This is a genomic window from Streptomyces kronopolitis (genome assembly GCF_014646275.1).
In the GTDB taxonomy this organism is placed as follows: Bacteria; Actinomycetota; Actinomycetes; order Streptomycetales; family Streptomycetaceae; genus Streptomyces; species Streptomyces kronopolitis.
In genome coordinates this window covers 133,150-155,840 of the sequence record NZ_BMND01000001.1, presented here as the reverse complement: position 1 = coordinate 155,840, position 22,691 = coordinate 133,150, and the positions used below count along the sequence as shown (strand labels likewise).

Here is a 22,691-nt window from a genome sequence, read left to right as displayed (position 1 = left end):
GCCGAGGGCAACGCTGCACATGCTATGCAGCGCACGCCGCCCGAACACCCATTCCCCCGAAGAGATGCCAGAACTTCCCCCGCGGTTCACCGGGCCGTCGCCGCGCACGGTCGCCGGCCGGGCCGCCGGGCGTCGATGCGGGCGGATCGGGGCGCACGGGCGGTACGGACCGCGCGGGCGGCACGGCGCGCCCGGTGGCGTCCTGGGCGACACCGGCCCGCCGGGAAACCGACCGGTCGCCCCGCCCCGGCACCACCCGATTGGCCCAACGGTCCGGCCGCCCGGCCGGGGCGGTGCGCCGCCGGAATGCCGGGACACCTCGCGTTTCCGAGCCCGCTGGGCCGATCGCGTGGAAGGGCCGTCCGGGGCATCCCTGTGTTTCGATCCTTGGAATGAACGGGCGCTTTTCTGTCCGCGGCCGCGTGCTGCCGCCCATCGGCGCCCTGTGCTCTGTGCGCAAGCGGTGAATCCGCTCGCCCCCTCCTCACGTCGGGAGTTCGTTATGGAATCCGGTGCCAAGGTCTGGAACTGCCCATTCGACTATGCCGAGGCTCTTGAATTCGACCCCACGCTCAAGCGCCTGCTGCAGGAGGAACCGGTGGCCCGTATCCGGCTGCCGTACGGCGAGGGCGAGGCGTGGCTCGTCACCAAGTACGAGGACGTCCGCACGGTGACCACCGACCGGCGCTTCAGCCGCAGCGGCGTCATCGGCCGGGACTTCCCCCGGATGACGCCGGAGCCCATCGTCCAGGACGAGGCGATCAACGTGATGGACCCGCCGGCCAGCAGCCGGCTGCGGAGCCTGGTCTCCAAGGCCTTCGCGCCGCGCCAGGTGGAGCGCATGCGGGCCGGCACCCAGCACGTCGTGGACGAGCTGCTGGACCGGATGACCGCGCACGGCTCGCCGGCGGACCTCATGGAGAGCCTGGCCTCGCCGCTGCCGCTGACCACCATCTGCGAGGTGCTGGACATCCCCGAGGCCGACCGCGGCCAGTTGCGCGCGCACGCCCGGACCATGATGAACGTCAGCCTCGACAACCGGGACAAGGCCGTGCGGGCCAAGGCCGACATGCGCGGCTACTTCAAGACACTGACCGCCAAGCGCCGTCAGCACCCGGGCGACGACCTGATCAGCGCGCTGGCCACCGCGCGGGACGGGGACGAGATCCTCAATGACCAGGAACTCACCGTCATGGCGATGGTGCTGCTCATCACGGGCCAGGACACCACCACGTACGAGATCGGCAACCTCGCCTACACGCTGCTGACCCGGCCCGCGGAGCTGGCCATGCTGCGCTCCCGGCCCGAGATGCTGCCGCAGGCCATGGAGGAGATGCTGCGCTTCATTCCGTTCCGCAAGGGCGTCGGCATCCCCCGGGTCGCCACCGAGGACGTGGAGTTGAGCGGGGTGACGATCCGTGCCGGGGACATCGTGCACGTCTCCTATCTGACGGCGAACCGGGATCCGCGGAAGTTCGACCGGCCCGACGAGCTGGATCTGGAGCGTGACGGCAAGCCGTCCCACATGACGTTCGGCTGGGGCGGGCACCACTGCCTGGGCGCCCCGCTGGCCTTCACGGAGCTCGAAGTCGCCCTCACGGCCCTGCTGGAGCGCTTCCCGGACCTGCGGCTGGCGAAGCCGGCCGAGGAGGTGCGCTGGAACACGACCTCGATCTGGCGCTATCCGCTGGAGTTGCCGGTCGCCTGGTGACCGCGGCCGGCGCAGCGGAATGCAGAACTCACCCGGCCGGCGTACGGTTACAAGTCGGAAAGATGATCCATCTGCACGGGGAGAGGTCATTCTTCGACTGGCCCGCCCTTTCCCTCAAGAGTCGCCGACCCCGGGCCCGTGGGCCCGCCGGCGGTTTCCCTGCCCCGTTTGATCCGGGCACGGCACCGCGGCGGATTCACCGGCCGAATACGACTCGCAATCCGTGAGGGGAATTCCGAAAAGGCGGTCCCTGGTCTGCAAGGAGTGCATCCCATGGCGGTTCTGTGCAAACCTGCAATCGCGGTCCCTGAATACGTCATCACCCAGGACGACACCCTCGAACTCGCACAACGGCTGCACAAGGACCACTCGCAGCTGAGACTCGTGCTCCGGCTCATCGAGCACACCGGTGTCCTCAAACGGCATCTGATCCAGCCGATCGACAAGGTGCTCAAGCACCCGGGTCTCGACGCCCGCAACGCGGTGTACGAGCAGGAGTCCAAGGCCCGTGTCCCCGCCGTGGTGCGCACGGCACTCGACCAGGCCGAACTGGAGCCACAGCAGATCGACCTGATCGTCTACGTCTCGTGCACCGGGTTCATGATGCCGGCGCTGAGCGCCTGGCTCATCAACACCCTGGGCTTCCGGCCGGAGACCCGGCAGATGCCGATCGCCCAACTCGGCTGCGCCGCGGGCGGAGCCGCGGTGAACCGGGCGCACGACTACTGCAAGGCCTACCCGGACGCGAACGTGCTGATCGTGGCGTGCGAGTTCTGCTCGCTGTGCTACCAGCCCACCGATCTGGGCGTCGGATCGCTGCTGTCCAACGGGCTGTTCGGGGACGCGGTCGCCGCGGCCGTGGTGCGGGGCAACGGCGGCACCGGCATCAGCCTGGAGCGCAACGGCTCGTACCTGATCCCGAACACCGAGGACTGGATCTCCTACGCGGTGCGCTCCACGGGATTCCACTTCCAGTTGGACAAGCGCGTGCCCGGCACCATGAAGCCGCTCGCCCCCGCCCTGCGCGCCATGGCGGAGCAGCACGAATGGAACGCGGGCGACCTGGACTTCTACATCGTCCACGCGGGCGGCCCGCGCATCCTGGACGACCTGTGCCACTTCCTGGACGTGCCGCCGGAGGCGTTCCGCTTCAGCCGCGCGACGCTCACCGAGTACGGCAACATCGCCAGCGCGGTGGTGCTCGACGCCCTGGGCCGGATGTTCGACGAGGACTCGGCGCTCGACGGTCAGCGCGGCCTGCTGGCGGGCTTCGGGCCCGGCATCACCGCCGAGATCGCCCTCGGCACGTGGACCTCGGCCCCGGTGCCGGCGAGGTGAGCGCGGCCCGGCGGTGCGCCCGGTGGTGTTCCGCCGGGCGCACCGCCGGGTCCGCGCCCGCCCGGGCCGCGTCCCGGGCCCTGCGGCGGCCGGAAGCGCCCCAGAACTGGCGCATACATCCCTTTTGCGTTGAATGGGAATATCTTTACAGATATATCGGCACGCTTCATGCAGCGCCGACGCCCGGTGGCGGGCGGACCGGGCGCCCGCCCCGCGGCGGAGCCCGTGCACCGTGCCCCTCCGCAGCCCCCTGATCACGGGCCGCTCCGGGAGTCGGCCGCGACGCGAGGAGAAGAAGACCATGGCACGTGCAGTGGGTATCGACCTCGGTACGACGAACTCGGTGGTCAGTGTGCTGGAGGGCGGCGAGCCCACGGTCATCACCAACTCCGAGGGCGCCCGGACCACCCCGTCGGTGGTGGGCTTCGCCAAGGGCGGGGACGTCCTGGTGGGCGAGGTGGCCAAGCGGCAGGCGGTGACCAACGTGGACCGCACCGCGCGCTCGGTCAAGCGCCACATGGGCGAGGCCGACTGGCGCTTCCCGGAGCACGGTGACATCGACGGCAAGCGCTTCACCGCACAGGAGATCTCCGCGCGGGTCCTGCAGAAGCTCAAGCGCGATGCCGAGGAGTACCTGGGCGAGGACGTGACGGACGCCGTCGTGACCGTGCCGGCCTACTTCAACGACGCCCAGCGCACCGCCACCAAGGAGGCCGGGGAGATCGCCGGCCTGAAGGTGCTGCGGATCGTCAACGAGCCGACCGCGGCCGCGCTGGCCTACGGACTCGACAAGGAGAACGACCAGACCATCCTGGTCTTCGACCTCGGCGGCGGCACCTTCGACGTCTCGCTGCTGGAGATCGGCGACGGGGTCGTCGAGGTGAAGGCCACCAACGGCGACACCCACCTGGGCGGCGACGACTGGGACCAGCGGATCGTCGACTATCTGACCAAGCAGTTCAAGAACGCGTACGGCATCGATCTGTCCAAGGACAAGATGGCCACCCAGCGTCTGCGGGAGGCCGCCGAGAAGGCGAAGATCGAGCTGTCCGCGGCGACCGAGACCACGATCAACCTGCCGTATCTGAGCGCCTCGGCCGACGGCCCGCTGCACCTGGACGAGAAGCTCACCCGCTCCCAGTTCGAGCAGCTCACCGCCGACCTGCTGGAGCGCTGCAAGTCGCCGTTCCACAACGCGGTGCGGGACGCCGGGATCGAGGTCTCCGACGTCAATCACGTGATCCTGGTCGGCGGCTCGACCCGGATGCCCGCGGTGACCGAGCTGGTCAAGGAGCTGACCGGCAAGGACCCGCACAAGGGCGTCAACCCGGACGAGGTCGTGGCCCTCGGCGCCAGCCTCCAGGCCGGTGTGCTCAAGGGCGAGGTCAAGGACGTCCTGCTGCTGGACGTCACCCCGCTGTCCCTGGGCATCGAGACCAAGGGCGGCATCATGACCAAGCTGCTGGAGCGCAACACCACGATCCCGACCAAGCGCTCCGAGATCTTCACCACGGCCGAGGACAACCAGCCGTCCGTGCAGATCCAGGTCTACCAGGGCGAGCGCGAGATCGCGGCGTACAACAAGAAGCTCGGGATGTTCCAGCTGACCGGCCTGCCGCCGGCCCCTCGCGGGGTCCCGCAGATCGAGGTCTCCTTCGACATCGACGCCAACGGCATCATGCACGTCACCGCGAAGGACCTGGGCACCGGCAAGGAGCAGAAGATGACCGTCACCGGCGGCTCCTCGCTGCCGAAGGACGACATCGACCGGATGGTCCGCGACGCCGAGCACCACGCCGAGGAGGACCGCCGCAAGCGGGAGACCGCGGAGACCCGCAACCAGGCCGAGCAGCTCGTCTACCAGACCGAGAAGTTCCTCAAGGACAACGAGGAGAAGGTCCCCGGCGAGATCAAGACCGAGGTCGAGGAGGCCGTCGGCGAGCTGAAGGAGAAGCTCAAGGGGGAAGACACCTCCGAGATCCGCACGGCCACCGAGAAGGTCGCCGCCGTCTCGCAGAAGCTCGGCCAGGCCATGTACGCGGACTCGCAGGCGCAGGCGCAGGCCTCCGGGGCGGCCGCGGACGGCGCCGGCGAGGGCGGCGCGGCGGCCGGCGGCGAGCAGGACGATGTCGTCGACGCGGAGATCGTGGACGACGACAAGCAGGAGGGAGGCGCCCGATGAACCGCCCGCCCCATGTGCGCGGTTCCGGCCACCCGCCGCTGGCGCTCGTCGGACACGGGCCCTCGGACGGCCCCGGGCCGCTGCCGCCCCGTACGGCCGAGGGGGAGGAAGGGCCCGGACGGAAGGCCGGCGGCGGCCGGGACGCCGAGCGGCCGGCCTCGCCGACGGCGGCGCTGGGTGCCGAACTCCGGGAGCGGACCGCCGATCTCCAGCGGCTGAAGGCCGAGTTCGACAACTACCGCAAGCGGGTGCACCGCGACCGCCAGGCGGTCGGGGAGATCGCCGTCGCCAATGTGCTGAGCCGGCTGCTGCCCGTCCTCGACTCGCTGGCCGAGGCCGGGGAGCAGGGCGAGGTGACCGGCGGCTTCCGGCGGATCGCCGAGTCGCTGGAGGCCGAACTCGCGGCGCTGGGCCTGGCGCCGGTCGGCGCGGCGGGTGCCCCCTTCGACCCGCGGATCCACGAGGCGGTGACCTACACCCGCGACGAGAAGCTCGACCGCGCCCTGTGCACCGAGGTGCTGCGTCAGGGCTACCGAGTCGGCGACCAGCTGCTGCGCCCGGCGCAGGTGGCCGTCACCGGGCCGCCCGCCGGCCGGCCCGCGGCCACCACGGGAGGCGGCAACCGCCCGGCACCGCACGGGCATTGCAACTGACGGCCCGTCACCCTACCCTTCCGGCACACCCCCACCGCACCGGGGCGCTCGTACGGTTCTCACCTCTACGACGCGTACGCGGTGCAGCGGGGCGGCACGCCGCGAGCCGCGTGCCGGAAGGACCGCCATGTCCGACGAGAGCGCTCGACACCACTCCCTCACCCGCCGTTCGCTCCTGGGCGGGGCCGCCGCCGCGGGCCTCGCGGCGGCCGCGGGGTTGCGCCCCGCCTACCGCATCCCCGCGGGCAGCGCCGCGGCCACCCTCGCCCCGCCACCCGACTTCCCCGCCGGCATCCCGCTCGCCCAGCAGGCCTTCCGCAACTGGTCGCTGGAGATCGTGGTCGAGAACGTCTGGACCGCGACGGCCCGCACCCCCGACGACGTCGTCGCCCTCGCGAACTGGGCGCATCAGCACGGCTACCGGCTCCGGGCCCGCGGCAAGGGCCACACCTGGTCGCCGCTGGTGCTGCCCGCCGGCGCCGACACCAGCCGCACGGTCCTCGTCGACACCACCACCCACCTCACCGCGGTCAGCGTGCGCGGCGGCAGCCCCGGCAGCGTCACCGCGCAGACCGGGGCGACCCTCGACACCCTCCTCGCGCGTCTGGAGGAGTCCGGGCTCGGCCTGGCCACCACCACCGCGCCGGGCGATCTCACCCTCGGCGGGGTGCTCGCCATCGGCGGGCACGGCACCGGGGTGCCGACCGCCACCGAGAATCCGCCCGCGGGCTCCGGCTTCGGCACGCTGAGCGCGCTGGTCACCTCGCTCACCGCCGTGGTGTGGAGCGCGGCGGACGGCCGCTACGTCCTCAAGACCTTCACCCGCGGCGACGCGGACCTCCGCGCCTTCCTGGTGCACCTGGGGCGCGCCTTCGTCACCGAGGTGACGATGACCGCCGCGGCCAACACCCGTATCCGCTGCCAGAATTGGTACGACGTGAACGTGGCCACGGTCTTCGGGCCGCCCGGCACCGGCGGGCGCACCCTGGGCTCCTACGTGGACCGCACCGGCCGCGTCGAGGCCATCTGGTTCCCGTTCACCGATGTGCCGTGGCTGAAGGTGTGGAGCGTGGCACCGGACAAGCCGCTGTTCGCCAAGCAGCTCGACGGGCCCTACGCCTACACCTTCGCCAACCGCGTCACCGAGGACATGTCGAAGCTGCTGGGGCAGATCGCCGCGGGCGGCGGCGACAAGACACCGGTGTTCACCAAGCTCGCGATGTCCATCGTGGGGTCCGGGCTGATCGTCACCGGCACCTGGGACGTGTGGGGCTGGTCGAAGAACAGCCTGCTGTACGTCGAGCCGACGACGCTGCGGATCGTCGAGGCGGGCTGGGCGGTGCTGACCTCCCGGGCGAACGTGCAGCGCGTGGTGCACGAGTTCCACGCCCGCTACCAGAGCCTGCTGACCACGTACCAGAACCGCGGCTCCTACCCGGTCAACGGCCCGATCGAGCTGCGCATCACCGGCACGGACCCCGCCGACGGGCCCCTGCTGTCCCCGGCGCGGGTGCGCCCCGACCATCCCGAGTGGGACACCGTGGTGTGGCTCGACTTCGCCACCTATCCCGGCACGCCCGGCGCCACGCCCTTCTTCCGCGAGCTGGAGCAGTGGATCTGGCAGAACTACACCGGCTCCTACGCGACCGTGCGGCCCGAGTGGTCCAAGGGCTGGGCCTACACGGACGGCGGGCCGTGGACGGACTCCTCCGTGGTGGGCGGCACGGTGCCGGCCGCGTTCGACAACTGGCGCACGGCCCGGGAGACGCTGAACTCCTACGACCCGTCCCGGGTGTTCTCCAACGCCTTCCTCGACACCTTGCTGCCCTGAGGACGGCCTAGGCGGGGCGCAGGGTGAGCACCGGTCCGGCGGCCGTGCACGGGGCGAAGCCGGTGGCGATGGTGTCCAGGAGTCCGCGCAGCCACCTGAGGTCCTCCGCGGTGGCCGGGCACAGCCGCAGCCGGCGGGACCGCAGCGGGGTGATCCGCAGTTCGCGGAGCCGGCCGGTGTCCGCGTCCAGCGAGACGAGGTACAGCAGCCGCAGGTCGTCCCGGTAGTGCTCGTAGCCGGTGATGCCCTCGTAGTCGTCGATGAGGTCGCCGCAGCCGTGGATCACCAGCTTGCCGCGGTAGGCCTCCAGGGCGCGGGGGTGGTGCGAGGAGTGCCCGTGGACGACGTCCGCCCCGCCGTCCAGCAGCGCGTGGGCGAAGGCTGCCTCGTCGCGGGGCACGTGATAGCCCCAGTTGGGGCCCCAGTGGACGGAGGCCACCACGAGGTCGCCCGGCTGCCTGAGCTGCCATATCCGGTCGGTGAGGGCGGCCGCGGCGGCCGGGGAGGGCCCGGGCACGAAGGCGACCCCGGACCGGTCCGCGGTCGCGGCCCAGCCGCCGGGGATGCCGCTGGAGGGCATCCCGATGGAGAGGACCAGCACCCGGCGGCCGCCCGCGACGGGGACGGTCGCCGGGCGGCTCGCGGCCGCGGCGTCCGCGCCGGCCCCGGCCGTCCGCAGCCCCGCCGCCGCCAGCGTGGCGAGGGTCTCCGCCAGTCCGCTGCGGCCGAAGTCGAGGACGTGGTTGTTGGCGAGGACGCAGACGTCCGGGCGGGCGGCGGCCAGGCACGGGAGGTTCGCCGGGTTCATCCGGTAGTGGATCGCCTTGCCGGGGGCGAACCCGGAGTGCCGGGTGATGCCGGTTTCCAGGTTGAGCACCCGGACGTCGGGCGCCGCCGCGTCGAGCAGCTGCAGCGCCTCGCCCCACGGCCAGGAGAAGGGCACCGGACGGGGCACGGGGCCGTTCGCCACCTCCGCCAGCGCGACATAGTCACGGGCGTCGTACGTGTAGCCCTCGCGCAGTTCCGGGTCTCCGGGATGCGGCAGGATCTGGTCGACCCCGCGGCCGAGCATGACGTCACCGCAGAGGAACAGCGTGAGCAGGTCCCCGCCCATGCCTCCACGTTAGGCCCGCACGGGCGGGGTTTCCCGGCGGACGGGCGGGTGCGCGGCCGGCTGCCCGGTGAAGTAGTGCACGTACTCGTGGCGCAGCCGGAAGCCGGTGTTCCAGGCGAGGAGCCGGCTGGGGCGGTGGTCGCGGGAGCAGGTCCAGCTCGCGGTGCGGCCGCGGGCGGCGACATCCCGGCACAGGGCGGTCACACAGGCCAGGGCCAGACCCCGGCGGCGGTGGGCGGGGTCGGTGAAGCAGGCGAGGTCCTCGTAGGCGGTGCCCTGGACGTAGGTGCAGGCGAGGGCGAGCATCCGGTCCCGGTCGAGGGCCGCCCAGCCCCGCCCGGAGGCGGCGAGCGCGGACGGGCCGCCCCAGGTGGCGTGGATCCACGCGGCGTCCGTGGTGAGGGCGGTGAGCGCCGGCGCGTCCCCGGGTGCCAGCCTGCGCACCGTCACGCCGTGCGGCGGGCGCGCGGCCGGCGCCGGGACCCGGTGGACCCAGAGCATCCGCTCCCAGGGCACGAGCCGGCCGAAGGCGCTGCCCAGTGCCGGTCGGAAGCGGTCGGCCGCCCGCACATAGTGCCCGTCGAAGACCGCGAGCGCGCCGGGGGCCAGGGCGCCCGGGTCGCCGCGGAGCAGCACATGGCCGGCGCAGCTCACGGCCACGGTGCGGGGGTCGGTGGCGCGGTCGGCCCACCAGCGGCCGGTCCCGGTGGCCCGCACGTGCTCGGCCAGCGCGGCCGTTCCCGGGGCCCCGGCGGTGAACCAGGCCGAGAGCGCGGGGAGTTGGTCCGGGGCGAGTTCGATCACGGCGTTCCTCGGGTGTCGCGGGACGGCCCGGAGCGCGCCTCCCCGCCGCCCGGTGAGTTGCCGGCGGTCCACGGGGGCGGCGGCGGCCACCAGGACAGTACGGGAGGATCGGCGTATTCCGGGCGCTCTCCCCGCCGAGGAGAGGGCGGATACACCGAACGGACGGCACCGCCCCGGGACGTACGGACTGCTTCCCCGGACCCGTGCTCTCCGGAGCCGGGAGCCCGCCGTAGCCGACCGGTTCCGCCCGGTGTCCGCCGCGGCTCGGGCCTGGGCCGCTCCACGGTGCGGTGTGTCACAGTGGGAAGTGACTCGGCCGCGCGGTCGGTGTGAGCAAGAGAGGGCATGGTCATGTCCCTGGATTCGGACCGTCTTGACGCGGTCACCGCGCACCTACGGTCCCCTCCTCTGCGACGCGAGGAGTACGAGGACCTCTTCGGTCAAGCGCCGGTGATCTTCGCTGCGCTGAGCGGCCCGCAGCATCTGCTGGAGGCCGCCAATCCGGCCTTCTTCGAGGCGATCGGGGGCGACCCCGACCGTGCGGGCACGCCGCTCGGGGAGCTGGTCCCGGAGCTGGCCGCGCAGGGCGTCCTCGACCGGCTGGACGCGGTGTACCGCAGCGGCGTCGCCCACCGGGCCCGCGCCGGACGGCTGATCCTGGGCGCACCGGGGGCGGAGCGGGAGGGGTTCTTCGACTTCACCTACGAACCGCGCCGGGATGCCGTCGGCAGGGTGGACGGCGTGGTCGTGATCGCGGTGGAAACCACCTCCCACCACCACGCCCAGCTGCTCGCCGCCGAGCAGCGGGTCCTGCTGGAGCGCATCGCGCGCGACGCCCCGCTGGCCGAGATCCTGACGGGCATGGCCCTGGCCATCGAGGAGCTGTCGCCGGGCATGCTCGTCTCGGTACTGCTCAGCGACGACGACGGCCGGCATCTGTGGCACGGCACCGGCCCGAGTCTGCCCGACTTCTTCAACGCCTCGGTCGACGGCATCACCACCGGGGAGAGCGTGGGCTCGTGCGGCACCGCCGCCCATCAGCGGACCCCGGTGATCGTCACCGACATCTCCACCGACCCGCTGTGGGAGGGCTTCCGCGATCTGGCGGCACGGGCCGGGGTCGCCGCGTGCTGGTCCACCCCGATCATGAGCGCGGACGGCCGGCTGCTGGGCACCTTCGCGATGTACCACCGCACCCCCAAGGCCCCCGACGAGCAGGACCTCGCCCTCAGCTCGGCGTTCGCCCGCACCGCCGCCCTGGCCATCGAGCGCCACCAGGCCACGGAGGCCGGCCGCGCCGCGCAGGAGCGGGAGAAGGAGGCCCGCGAGGACCTGGCCTTCGTGCTGGACGCCAGCACCGCCATCACCCGCGAGCCGCACTTCACCGACTGCCTGCAGTGCCTGGCCCGGCTGACCGTGCCGACGCTGGCGCCGCTGTGCACCGTCCATGTGCTGGAGGACGGCCGGACCCAACGGATCGCGGTCGCCGCCGCCACCCGCGCCGACGAGGACTTCCTCGCCTCCCCCGGCGTACGCGACCGGATCGACGAGGCGGTGGCGCACGTCCTGGCCTCCGGCAGCACGGAGACCGACCGCTCGGGCACCCGCTCCGGGCTGCCCGGCAGCGCCGGATACGTCTGCGTTCCGCTGGCCACCCGCGGCCGCACCTTCGGCGTGCTGACCCTGCTGGCCACCGGCCGCCCGCTGGACGACCACATCATCGCCCTCGCCGAGGAGCTGGCCAGCCGGGCCGCCGCCAGCGCCGACAACGCCCACCAGTTCTCCGACCGCGTCCAGCTCGCCCGCGACCTCCAGGCCGGCCTGCTGCCGCCCGAGCTGCCCACGATCCCCGGGGCCCAGCTGGCGGCGTCCTACCACCCGGCCGGCGAGGGACTCGATGTCGGCGGTGACTTCTACGATGTCTTCCCGCTGCCGGACGACCGCTGGGCGGTGATGATCGGCGATGTGCGCGGCCGCGGCGCGGCGGCGGCGACCACCACCGGCATGGTCCGCCACACCGCGCGCGCCGCCGCGCGCCTGCTGCACGACCCGGCGGCCGTGGTCGGCGCCATCAACGACGCGCTGACCAGCAGCTCCGTCAACGCCGACGACTTCGTCTCGCTGGTCTACGGGGAACTGCTGCCCGGCACCTCCCCGCTCACGCTGGAGCTGCTGCGCGCCGGCCATGTCCCGCCGCTCGTCCGCCGCACCGACGGCACCGTGGAGCAACTCGCGCAGTCGGGGCTGCTGCTGGGGGTCGCCCCGGAATTCGACGGCTCGCCGTGCCGGGTGGAGCTGTATCCGGGCGACAGCCTGGTCCTGGTCACCGACGGCATCACCGAGGCGCGCTCGGCCGACGGCGAGTTCTTCGACGAGCACCGGCTGGCCGAGGCCCTCCTGGGGTGCGGATCCTCCGGCGCCCCCGGTCTCATCGCGGCGGTCAATGCCGCGGTGACCGCCTTCGCGGGCCCCTCCACGCCCGATGACCAGGCCGCTTTGATCCTGACCGCGGTCTGAAGCGGCCCCGGCACCGGCCGGTGGGCGCATCTGGCCCGTTGCTCCCCCTGCCGCGCCGGGCGGAACGTGCCTATTTTGGGCTCATGGACCACGCGCCCCGCGACGATTCCGACGACACCGACCCCCTGCGCCGGCTCACCCTCGACGAGCTGCGGCTGCGCACCAGCATGAAGTGGCGCACCTACCCGGACGACGTGCTGCCGCTGTGGGTGGCGGAGATGGATGTGCCGCTCGCTCCCCCGGTCGTCCGGGCGGTCACCGAGGCGCTGGCCCGCGGCGACACCGGCTACCCGGCGGGGACGGGGTACGCCCGGGCGCTGGCCGACTTCGCCCGGGCGCGCTGGGGTTGGGACGGGATCGACGTGGCGCGCACCGCGATCGTGCCCGATGTGATGCTGGGCGTCGTCGAGATGCTCTCCCTGGTCACCGGGCCGGGCGACCCGGTGGTGGTCAACTGCCCCGTCTACGCGCCGTTCTACCAGTTCGTGACGCACATGGACCGGCGCGTGGTGGAGGCTCCGCTGGGCGAGGACCTGCGGATCGACCTCGCCGTGCTGGAGGAGGCCTTCCGGCACGCCGTCGCGGACCGGGGCCGGGCCGCGTACCTGCTGTGCAGTCCGCACAATCCCACGGGCACGGTGCACAGCGCCGAGGAGCTGTCCGCGGTGGCGGCGCTGGCGGACCGCTACGGCGTGCGGGTCGTCGCCGATGAGATCCATGCGCCGGTGGTGGCCCTGGACGCCGCCTTCGTGCCCTATCTGAGCGTGCCCGGGGCGGAGCGCGGCCTGTCGCTGATGTCGGCCTCCAAGGCGTGGAACCTGGCCGGGCTCAAGGCCGCGCTCGCCCTCGCCGGGCCCGCCGCGGCCGACGATCTGGCCCGCCTCCCGGAGGAGGTCAGCCACGGCCCCAGCCATGTCGGCGTGCTGGCCCACACCGCCGCGCTGCGCGAGGGCGGCGACTGGCTCGACGCGGTGCGCGGCGGCCTCGACGGCAACCGGCGGCTGCTGGCCTCCCTGCTGGCCGAGCGGCTGCCCCGGGTCCGCTACCGGCCGGCCGAGGGCACCTATCTCGCCTGGCTCGACTGCCGGCAGCTCGGCCTCGGCGACGACCCCGCCGCGGTCTTCCTCGAACGGGGCAGGGTGGCCTTCAGCCCCGGTCCGCACTTCGGCACGGGCGGCGCCGGTCATGTGCGGCTCAACCTGGCGACCTCCCCCGAACTCCTCACCGAGGCCGTGCGGCGGATGGCGTCGGCACTCGGCTGACGGCCCCGCGATGCCTCCCGTACCGCCACCGGCACGCGCCGTACGGGGTGCCGTGCCCACGCCCGCGCACCGGGCCCGCCGGGGGAACTCCCCGCCCCTCCCCGGCACTTGACAGTCCCATCCACCGGGACACAGTCTCGTTCACCGGGTTGGTTGAACGCCGCAATCGCTGTCAGTGCCGCACGAGTCCCGGTGACAGGGCCGGAATCGGCTGGCTAGTGTCACCGGGCGAGTCTGCCGCGCAGCATGAACCGGAAGGGCCGAGGCGACGATGAGCAAGGCAGTGACGCCGGGGTCCGGCCGGGCATCCGACGGCGGCGGCGCGGGCGAGCGGGCGGCCGGCACGCTGGACCGGGGGCTGGCGATCCTGACCCATGTGGCGCGCCACCGCGGCAGTTCGACCGCGGAGATCGCCCAGGCGCTCGGGCTGACCCGCAGTACGGCCTACCGGCTCGTCGACCGGCTGCGGGAGCAGGGCTGGCTGACGCGGGCACCGGCCGCGCCGCGGTGGCAGCTCGGGCCGGCGGCGCTCCGGCTGGCGTCCGCGGCGGTGGCCTCGACCACCCTGCGGGACGCGGCGGCGCCCGCGCTGCGCACCCTCGGCGAACTCACCGAGGAAACCGTCAGCCTCGCTGTGCCCAACGGCCTGACCATGGTATTCGTCCACCGCGAGCGCGGCACCCGGCCGGCCGCGGTGACCGCGGAGCTGGGCGCGGCCCGCCCGCTGCACTCCACCTCGCTGGGCCGCGCCTACCTGGCGGCGCTGCCGCAGCAGAAGCTGGAGGACACCCTGATCGAGCTGGTCCGCGACCCGCTGTCCCCGGTGACCGCGGCCACCGTCTCGGATCTGCACGCCGAGATAGCGCGCACCCGGGAGCGCGGCTGGTCCCAGGACCTACGGGAGTTCGACGAGTCGAGCTGCTGCTGCGGCGCCGCCGTCCACGACCACACCGGGATGCCGGTCGCCTGCATCAGCGTGGCCGGGGTGGCCGAGCGGATGGAGCCGCTGATCCCGTCGTACGGACCGCTGGTGGCGCAGGTGTGCCGGGATCTCTCGCACGATCTGGGCTATCTGCCGCCCGCCTCCTGATACCCCGGGCCACCGGTCCCTGCGCTGTGGCACACCGCGGCCCGCACCGGGTTGACCAGGCACCCGATCCCCTCCACCTCCGACTCCAGCACATCTCCCGGGCGCAGCGCGCGCGGTGGCCGCATGGAGTCGCCGCAGCCGGCCGGGGTTCCGGTCAGCACCACGTCGCCCGCCCGCAGGGTGAAGAACCGGCTGAGGCAGGCGATCAGCGCGGGGATGCGGACGACCATGTCGGCCGTCGTCCCGTCCTGCACGGTCTCGCCGTTGACCCGGGTGCGGATCCGCAGCCGGTGCGGGTCGGGGATCTCGTCGGCGGTGACGACCACGGGCCCCAGGGGGCAGCAGGTGTCCGGGCCCTTGCCCCGCAGCCGCTGCCCGTCGCGCTCCTGGAGGTCACGGGCAGAGACGTCGTTGGCGACGGTGTAGCCGAAGACGTACCGCAGCGCGTCCGCCTCGGGCACGCGGTGGGCCTCGCCGCCGATGACGACCGCCAGCGCGGCCTCCCGGTCGACGCGCCGGGTGCGTTCCGGATCGAAGACGATCACCTCACCGCTGCCGATGACGCCGGAGGAGGGCTTGGGGAAGAGGACGGGCTCGGCGGGCCGGGACCGGCCCATCTCCGCCGAAGTCCCCGGGTAGTTCGGCCCGACCCCGTACAGCGCGCCCGGCCGGTAGGGCAGGGATGGCACCGGGTCCGCTCCGATCGGCAGCTCGCGCCACGACCAGGGCAGGACGCCGCCCTCGATGACCTCCGCGAGGGTGACCGAGGCCGGCGCCAGCCGCCAGGGGTGCTGCGGTGCGAGCCGGCCGACGAGCCTGCGGCGCCCCTGATGGGTGGCGGTGGCCAGATGCATGGGTGTGCTCCAGGGCGATGGGCGCCCCGCGGCACGGCGGGGCGCGCTGCTCAGTGGGACGGACTACCGGACAACGGGGCACCCGGCCCCGGGGCGGCGACGGGGCCCGCCGCCGGGCGACTTGGCCGCGGCCGGCATGGAAAGGCACCGGCCCCGCCGCTCGGGCGGGACGGGAGGACGCCCGGAACAAGGGTTTTTCGGTGCTCGGGGGCGGGCGCCGCACGGTCCGCCGTACCGGCCCGCCGTGTGATCTTCCTTGCCATGCCCCCTCCTTCAACACCGCACCGGTTCCCACCCGTTGGGACGTGGGGGCACGTGGTGGGATGTGGTGTGCCGACGGTAAGCGAGACCCCGCGCCGACCGCAATGGCCGACTCCCTTTCAGCGGCGGGACGCCGGGGCGGACGCGCGGCGCGCGGGCGGCCCGGGGCACGGGTACCGGGGTGCCGGGTGTGCCCAACCGGCCCCCGACGCCCGGCAGGCGGCCGTTTCCGCCACCGGTCCGGCGACCGTTTTGGACTGCGGGGCGTTTCTCCATACGATCCGTCGATGATCACAAGAAAACGGCTGGCGGCCGGGGTGTGCGGGCTGCTCGCCGCGATGACCGTCATGCTTGCCCCCACACCCGCCAGCGCCGGTGAACCGGACGCGAAGTCCTCCCCCAAAGTCGAGTTGACGCTCGATGTCAGCGGCTCGATGCGGGCGCGCGACATCGACGGGCAGAGCCGGATGGCCGCGGCCAAGCAGGCGTTCAACGAGGTGCTGGACGCGGTGCCGGACGATGTCCAGCTCGGCATCCGCACCCTCGGTGCCAACTACCGCGGCGAGGACCGGAAGGTCGGCTGCAAGGACACCCGGCAGCTCTACCCGGTCGGGCCGCTGGACCGGACCGAGGCGAAGACCGCGGTCGCGACGCTCACCCCCACCGGCTGGACGCCGATCGGTCCCGCCCTGCTGGGCGCGGCCGACGACCTCAAGGGCGGCGACGCGAGCCGCCGGATCGTCCTCATCACGGACGGCGAGGACACCTGCGCCCCGCTCGACCCCTGCCAGGTGGCACGGGACATCGCCGCCAAGGGCATCCACCTCACCGTCGACACCCTCGGGCTGCTGCCGGACGCCAAGACCCGCAACCAGCTCAGCTGCATAGCCGAGGCCACCGGCGGCACCTACACCTCGGTGGAGCACACCAAGCAACTGCGCGACCGGGTGCACCAGTTGGTGGACCGGGCGGCCCGTCCGGCGGCCACCCCCGTGGCGACCCAGGGGGCGGGGCAGTGCGCCGGAGCCCCGCAGCTCAAGCCCGGCCTCTACAGCGACCGCGAGAAGTTCGCGGAGCACCGCTGGTACCGGGTCGACGTCCGGCCCGGCCAGGAGCTGCGCGCCTCGGTGAGCATCGCCGCCGACCGGGCGGTCAACAACGACTACGGGGTCCTGCTGCGGGCCTCGACCGTGCACGGCCGGGAGATCGTCCGCGGCGCGGAGGCGGGCGACGGCCGGACGGATGTGATCTCCTCCGGGCTGCGCTATCCGAAGCCGCCGAGCGAGGCCGCGGACGACGACGGCACGCCCGCGGCCGAGACCGTCTGCCTGCAGGTCAGCAACTCCTTCTCGGCCCCCGCTTCGGTCAAGACCGACCCCGGCCTGCCGGTCGAGCTGACCGTCGACCTGGTGGACGGCCCCTCCGACGCCTCCGACGCCGCCTTCCTCGGGCTCGGCCACGGCTGGTGGCTGCTGATCACGCTGGCCCTGACCGGGCTGGTGGCCGGTCTGCTGTGGGGCTGGATCTCCCGTTGGCGCGTCACCGTCTGGAGGACCAACTGATGCGTACCGTACGCACCCTGATGACCGCCGTGCTGGCGGGCGCCGCCCTGTTCGGCGCGGCGGGCACCGCCCTCGCCGACAGCCCATCGCCCTCCGCGAGCAGCAGTGCCGACGGGGAGCCGGCCGCGCCGACCGAGGCCGGCACCTCCTTCCGCACGGCGACCGCGATCCGGCCGGACCAGCCGGCCACGGCCGACGCCTCCACCGGCGACTACCTCTACTGGGTACTGCCCGTGGACGCGGGTCAGCGCGCCACCGTCAAGGCCGAGGTGAGCCTGCCGCAGGCGGCCGCCCGGCACGGCGCGGCCACCTGGCAGCTCGACGTCTACGACGGGCTGCGCCGCCGCCAGTCCTGCACCTACGGCGCGCAGACCAGGACGGCCGCGGCGGAGTCCGGCTCCGTCGAGCTGTCCTGCACGCTGCGCACGGTGCGTGCCTGGGCGGAGCCCTGGGCGAACGACCCGCTGCCGGGCAACTATTACGTCCGGCTGACGGTCGTCGACCTGCCGAAGGACGACCTCGGCCTCCCGGTGCACACCGAGGTGAAAGCGACCACGGCCGACACCGGTGGCGCCCACGCGGTGGACGGCGCGCTCGCCGCGCCCCTGGTGCCCGGTGCCGCCACCGCGACGCCGCAGGAGGGGGAGAGCCCGGCCGGGCAGCAGTCCGTGGCGGCGGACGGGCCGGACGGCGGCTGGTCGTCCGGCTGGTGGTCCGACCGCTGGATCTGGACCGCGGTGGGCGGGCTGCTCGCGGCCCTCGCCGGGATCGCCGGCTACCAGCTGACGCGAGGCTCCGGCCGCCCGTCGCGGATACCGCCGGGCGCCTGACCGCGAGGGGGCGGCCGGGACACGGTCATGGCCGCCCCCGATGCCCGTCGGGGTTCAGCAGTCGCAGCAACTGCAGCAGTCACAGCAGTCGCAGTTGCAGTCACAGCAGCTGCCGTCGCAGCAGCTGCCGTCCCCGCAGTCGCAGTCCTGGCAGCACCCCTCGCGCTTCTTCCGCGACCACGGCCCCTCGTACTCCGCCGCGCAGCAGAGCTTGCAGGTGCAGCACAGCCCGAGGGCGACCGCGCAGCCGGCCAGGAAGCCCCGGGGCTTCTTCGGCTGGTGCGGGAACTTCGGCAGCCCGCCGCCCGGGCCGCCGCCGTGGCCGCCGCCCGCACCGCCGGGCGGCACCGGGCCGCCGTGCGCGTGCCGCGGGTCGTTCAACTGCCGGCCGTGGACGTAGGGGCCGCCGGCGGACGGCACCTGGCCGTACCCGGGCGGGCCGCCGTATCCGTTCCCGTACGGGTTCGGGCCCGGTCCGCCCTGGGGACCCGCCGCGCCGTGCCCCTGGTGGGCGCAGGCGGCCGTCCCGAAGGCCCGGTCCACCGAGCGGCGCAGCTCGTGCACCAGCAGCGCGTGCACCAGCCGGGAGTCGGCGAACTCCGCCTCGCGCAGCGCGCGTCGGATGCCGTCCAGCGCCTCGTCGCACAGCAGGCGGGCCTGTACGGGGGTGGCTCCGGTGGCGGTGAGCGGGTTCCAGGCGCCCTCGGCGGCGTCGGCCGCGCGGTCCTCCACGGCGTCGAGGAGGTGCGCCAGCCGCCCGAAGAGCCGGCCCGCCTCGGCCAGCGGAGCGGCGTTGCCCGGTCGGCCCGCCAGGACGGCGGTGTGCGCGAAGGCGGCCGCGGTCGCCGTCTCGGTCGGTTCGGTGACGACCGTCAGCGGGGTGCCGGGACCGGCCAGTTGCTCGATGGCCGACTGCCGGTCGACCGCGTCGACGAGCAGCGCGGTGTCGAAGCCGAGGGCGGCACCGCTGCGCGCCCCGGCCCGGTCCCAGCCCGCGGCGACCCTGCGGGCGGCGGCGGCCACCGGACGGCGGCGCAACAGCCCGTCCCGGTCGGCGACATGGTCGCGGATCTTCGCCGAGGCGAGCACCAGGGACACCGACGCCGCCAGGCGTGCGCCCTCCCCCTTCGCCACCTCGGCGGTCCGCATCCCGCGCAGCGGGCAGGGCCCGGCGGTGCGGCGCCCTGCCCGGGCGGAGCCGGACTGGGCGTCCGTCAGGACGGAGACGATCAGCCCGTCATAGTTCGTGACGACCCGGGCGAACTGTCCGTGGTCGCCGCGCAGGGCGAGGCAGAGCCCGCACAGATGGGCCGTCCACTCGGCTTTGAGCCCTGGGGACAGACGATGGGTGCAGGGCCTGACGATGCCGAACACTGGAAGAACCCCCGTAAGACGTCGGCTGGAGCGGCCTGAGCCGGTGCGGCGGGCCTGGTCGACAACGCAAGAGCGTAGCGAGTGGGCCGTTGACCTGGACACACACCCCTGGTGGTGGCGAGAGCCGGTAGCTGATGGGCCGTCATGCCGGGTGTCGCGGCCGGGCGGTGACGCGGTCGCTCCGCCCTGCCAGGGGAGGGCGCGGGCGGAGCGACCGCCAGGGGGCCCAGGTCCACAGGCAGGCCGGGCCGGGCCGGGAATCGGGGAAATCCCTCGGCTCCCCCCTGAATACGGACCGCGCCGCGGGATTGTTCAAACGGTTCGCGATCCGCCGGGACCGGTGGCCGCGGGCCTCACTCCGCGGCCGGTCCGGTGGCCCCCATTCCCGCGTGGGGGCGCATCCGCACGGCGAGGACGGCGACATCGTCCTCGGCGTGCGGCCCGTCGAGGCGGTGCAGCACCTCGTCGAGCACCTGCGCCACGTCCGCCCCGGCGGGCAGCCGCATCCCGGCCAGCCGCGCCAGCGAGACGTCGATGTCCTCGCCGCGCCGCTCCACGAGGCCGTCGGTGAACATCACCAGGGTCTCCGCGGGGGTGAAGCGGCGGGTGAGGAGTTCATAGCCGCCCACGCCGGTCCCCAGCGGCGGCCCCACGGGGACGTGCAGCAGGTCGGTGGTGCCCGAGCGGCCGACGACCACCGGCGGGAGATGGCCCGCGCTGGCGAACGCGGCGCTGCGGCGGACCGGGTCGAGCCGGGCCAGCAGGCAGGTCGCCGGGCGGCGGCTCCCCTCCTCCGCCACGGTGCTGTCGAGCCGGCGCAGCACACGGTGCGGCGGCAGCTCGGTCGAGGCGACACAGCCCAGATGGGAGCGGTAGGCGTTCATGTCGACCGCGGCGTCGAGCCCGTGGCCCATGACGTCGCCGATGGCCAGCAGGGTGCGCCCGTAGTGGAGCCGTACCGTCTCCACCCAGTCGCCGCCGACCAGGGCGCTGGCGCCGGAGGGCAGATAGCGGGTGGCGAGTTCCAGATTGGGGTGGGGCCGGCCCGGTGCCGTCAGGAGCGCCCGCTGGAGTTCCGTCGCGGTGCGCTGGACGGTGGCGTGGTGGCGGGCGTGGGCGAGCCGGGCGGCCGCGAAGCGCGCCACGGAGTGCACGGTGGCCGCCTCGTGCGCGGTGAATCCGCCGCCGGCGCGCAGGACGAGCAGCACGCCCCGGTGCCGGCCCTGTGCGGTGAGCGGCACGGCCAGCGCCTGGACGGTCAGGCCGCCGGGCAGGGCCGCCGAGGCGGCGACCGGGTGCCCCTCGTCCAGCGCCTGCCGCGCGGGGGCGTCCTCGGACTCCCCGTCCCGGTCCGGGAAGCGGGCCCGGAGCACCTGCACCAGGCCCGCCGTCGCCACCCGGTGCAGTTCCGACGGGGACGGGGGCCGCTGTCCGGTGCCGTCCCCGGCGAGCAGGTCCACCGCGGCGGCGTCACACAGATGGCGGCACAGGAAGCGGGACAGCTCGGTGCAGGTGGTCTGCTCGTCCAGGGTGGTGCCGATCGCCTCGGCGGCGTCCTCCACCGTGTGCAGACGGGCGAGCAGGCCCGACGGATCGGCGTCCCGGTCCGACTCCGAGCCGTCCCCGTTCGACACAGGCCACCTCCACGGCGCCGCGGCCCGCCGTGAGCGGGACGCTTCTCCTGCACCCATACCACCAGCATTGCGGCGGCGCGGCCCGCCACGGCGGGCATGCAGGTTCCCCGTGCGGCACGGACCCCGAGCAGCCGGGGCCCTTGTGGACCGGCGGCGCCAGGCCGTCCGGATGGCCGCGCCGCCGGTCACCGGGGCGGGCGTCAGCTCAGGACGCCGGCGCCCAGCAGGCCGAAGAGGAGCACGCCGACCAGGATGCGGTAGATGACAAAGGAGTTGAAGGAGTGCTTGGCCACGAACTTCAGCAGCCAGGAGATCGAGGCGTAGGCGACGACGAAGGACACGACCGTGCCGATGGCCAGCGGGGCGACGGCGGCGCCGCTGCCGATGGCGTCCTTCAGCTCGTAGATGCCGGCGCCGGTGAGTGCCGGGATGCCGAGGAAGAAGGACAGCCGGGTGGCCGCGACGCGTTCGAGGTCCAGGATCAGGGCGGTGGACATGGTCGCGCCGGAGCGGGAGAAGCCGGGGAAGAGCAGGGCGAGGATCTGCGAGCAGCCGACCCACATCGCGTCCTTCAGCGAGGTGTCGTCCTCACCGCGCTTGTGCCGGCCCATCTGGTCCGCCGCCCACATCACCCCGCTGCCGATGATCAGCGAGCCGGCCACCACCCACAGGGACGCGAGCGGGCCCTCGATCAGCGGCTTGGCGGCCAGGCCGACGACGACGATCGGGATGGTGGCGTAGATCACCCACCAGGCGAACTTGTAGTCGTGGTGGTAGCGCTCCTCGCGGTTGCGCAGCCCGCGGAACCACGCGCCCACGATGCGCACGATGTCCTTGAAGAAGTAGACGAGCGCTGCGGCGATCGCGCCGACCTGGATGACGGCGGAGAAGCCGACGACGGCCGTGTTGTCGACGGGGATGCCCATCAGCCCCTCGGTGATCTTGAGGTGACCGGTGGAGGAGACCGGGAGGAATTCCGTCACCCCCTCGACGGCTCCGAGGACGACGGCCTGGCCGATGCTGATGGCGCTCATGTGATCCATTTCTGGGAACGGTGCGGACGGTGGACGCGGGTGCGCCGCGGTGAGCCGTGCGGGGCGGTGCGGCCGGGTGCGTGCCGGGTACCCGGGGCATCGGCGTCGTCGGCGATGTTCCCGGCCGGGCCGGGGCGGGTACCGGGGATGCCTCCGGCGTCGCCTGCACACAGGTGTGTCCCGGCACACAGGTCGGTGAGCTGACTGTACTGGGGGTTGCCCCGTACGGCCGAAAGCACCGGGTCCACGGGCCGACCGGCGGCGGGAGGGACGGCCGGAGCCGGACACGGAGCCATGGGGTCGGATCCTCCCTCGGGGGCCGGGGTGCGTCGCGCGCACCGGGACGTCTACAGTGCCACCCGGTGGTCTACAGCACTGTAGACGAATAGTGCGGCGTCCCCGCCTCGGCGGCACCGGCTCCACGTGTTCCGTGGGCCCGCCGCGGGCGGGGAGCCCCTCGGCGCGGCGGGCCACCGGCCCCGCGTACTCACTTCCGGAGCACTCCACAGCAACGCCTCGTAGGGTGCCCCACCGTCCCCAACAGCCCACCGGAGGAGCCAGGATGCCGCTCACCATGATCAGTACGGCCATCGCCCCCACCACTACGGCGAGAAGGTCGCGGCGGCCCACTGATCGCTGG

At 73.6% G+C, this 22,691-nt stretch carries 16 protein-coding genes; 10 read left to right on the top strand and 6 right to left on the bottom strand.

All coding sequences use genetic code 11. The features are described 5' to 3' along the window. Positions 1-502: 502 nt before the first annotated feature. The 5 genes from IEY78_RS00645 to IEY78_RS00625 all read left to right on the top strand — a co-directional run bounded on the left by IEY78_RS00645 (position 503) and on the right by IEY78_RS00625 (position 7,715). Positions 503-1,711, top strand: a complete 1,209-nt coding sequence (locus IEY78_RS00645) for a cytochrome P450 (RefSeq protein WP_189095343.1) — start codon at positions 503-505, stop codon at positions 1,709-1,711. Between the two features lie 273 nt (positions 1,712-1,984). Continuing rightward, on the top strand, positions 1,985-3,049 hold the full coding sequence (locus IEY78_RS00640) for a type III polyketide synthase (protein ID WP_189095341.1): 1,065 nt from the start codon (positions 1,985-1,987) through the stop codon (positions 3,047-3,049). A gap of 301 nt (positions 3,050-3,350) precedes the next feature. After that, complete coding sequence (gene dnaK, locus IEY78_RS00635; protein ID WP_189095339.1) at positions 3,351-5,231, top strand: molecular chaperone DnaK; 1,881 nt, start codon at positions 3,351-3,353, stop codon at positions 5,229-5,231. After that, positions 5,228-5,884 (top strand): nucleotide exchange factor GrpE, encoded by a 657-nt coding sequence (gene grpE, locus IEY78_RS00630; RefSeq protein ID WP_189095338.1) that lies wholly within the window; start codon positions 5,228-5,230, stop codon positions 5,882-5,884. Before dnaK ends, grpE begins: the two co-directional genes overlap by 4 nt. Before the next feature lie 127 nt (positions 5,885-6,011). After that, positions 6,012-7,715 carry a cholesterol oxidase substrate-binding domain-containing protein gene (locus tag IEY78_RS00625; protein WP_189095337.1) on the top strand — a complete coding sequence of 568 codons (1,704 nt, stop codon included), beginning with the start codon at positions 6,012-6,014 and terminating at the stop codon, positions 7,713-7,715. A 7-nt stretch (positions 7,716-7,722) separates the two neighbouring features. Here IEY78_RS00625 and IEY78_RS00620 read toward each other — a convergent pair whose 3' ends face one another. Together IEY78_RS00620 and IEY78_RS00615 are read right to left on the bottom strand one after the other, a co-directional pair. Beyond that, positions 7,723-8,829, bottom strand: a complete 1,107-nt coding sequence (locus tag IEY78_RS00620) for a CapA family protein (RefSeq protein ID WP_189095336.1) — start codon at positions 8,827-8,829, stop codon at positions 7,723-7,725. 9 nt (positions 8,830-8,838) lie between these two features. Then, a complete protein-coding gene (locus IEY78_RS00615) occupies positions 8,839-9,633 on the bottom strand; it encodes a GNAT family N-acetyltransferase (RefSeq protein ID WP_189095335.1) in 795 nt (264 codons plus the stop codon). Positions 9,634-9,984: 351 nt separating this feature from the next. Here IEY78_RS00615 and IEY78_RS00610 point away from each other — a divergent pair, with 351 nt between their 5' ends. From IEY78_RS00610 to IEY78_RS00600, 3 genes are all read left to right on the top strand, one after another. Next, entirely contained in the window at positions 9,985-12,150 is a 2,166-nt protein-coding gene (locus tag IEY78_RS00610) for a SpoIIE family protein phosphatase (protein WP_189095334.1), read from the top strand. 83 nt (positions 12,151-12,233) lie between these two features. Next, a complete protein-coding gene (locus tag IEY78_RS00605; protein WP_189095333.1) occupies positions 12,234-13,412 on the top strand; it encodes a MalY/PatB family protein in 1,179 nt (392 codons plus the stop codon). Positions 13,413-13,683: 271 nt separating this feature from the next. Continuing rightward, a complete protein-coding gene (locus IEY78_RS00600) occupies positions 13,684-14,502 on the top strand; it encodes an IclR family transcriptional regulator (protein ID WP_189095331.1) in 819 nt (272 codons plus the stop codon). Here the strand turns inward: IEY78_RS00600 and IEY78_RS00595 are convergent. Continuing rightward, positions 14,481-15,356, bottom strand: coding sequence for a fumarylacetoacetate hydrolase family protein (locus IEY78_RS00595; protein ID WP_189095329.1), 876 nt, complete (start codon positions 15,354-15,356; stop codon positions 14,481-14,483). The genes IEY78_RS00600 and IEY78_RS00595 overlap by 22 nt on opposite strands. A 548-nt stretch (positions 15,357-15,904) precedes the next feature. Between IEY78_RS00595 and IEY78_RS00590 the strand changes: the two genes are divergently transcribed. Both IEY78_RS00590 and IEY78_RS00585 read left to right on the top strand, forming a co-directional pair. Then, entirely contained in the window at positions 15,905-17,179 is a 1,275-nt protein-coding gene (locus tag IEY78_RS00590; RefSeq protein WP_189095327.1) for a VWA domain-containing protein, read from the top strand. Next, positions 17,179-18,009: a hypothetical protein gene (locus IEY78_RS00585; protein WP_189095325.1), complete on the top strand. Its 831-nt coding sequence runs from the start codon at positions 17,179-17,181 to the stop codon at positions 18,007-18,009. The genes IEY78_RS00590 and IEY78_RS00585 overlap by 1 nt, the downstream gene beginning before the upstream one ends. Before the next feature lie 54 nt (positions 18,010-18,063). Here the strand turns inward: IEY78_RS00585 and IEY78_RS00580 are convergent, their stop codons facing one another. The 3 genes from IEY78_RS00580 to IEY78_RS00570 all read right to left on the bottom strand — a co-directional run bounded on the left by IEY78_RS00580 (position 18,064) and on the right by IEY78_RS00570 (position 22,051). Continuing rightward, a complete protein-coding gene (locus IEY78_RS00580) occupies positions 18,064-19,383 on the bottom strand; it encodes a DUF5685 family protein (protein WP_189095323.1) in 1,320 nt (439 codons plus the stop codon). 353 nt (positions 19,384-19,736) lie between these two features. Next, the gene (locus tag IEY78_RS00575) at positions 19,737-21,017 is read right to left on the bottom strand and encodes a PP2C family protein-serine/threonine phosphatase (protein WP_229699603.1); all 1,281 of its coding nucleotides are present in this window, start codon (positions 21,015-21,017) and stop codon (positions 19,737-19,739) included. Positions 21,018-21,217: 200 nt separating this feature from the next. Next, positions 21,218-22,051, bottom strand: coding sequence for an undecaprenyl-diphosphate phosphatase (locus IEY78_RS00570; RefSeq protein WP_189095320.1), 834 nt, complete (start codon positions 22,049-22,051; stop codon positions 21,218-21,220). Positions 22,052-22,691: the final 640 nt, after the last annotated feature.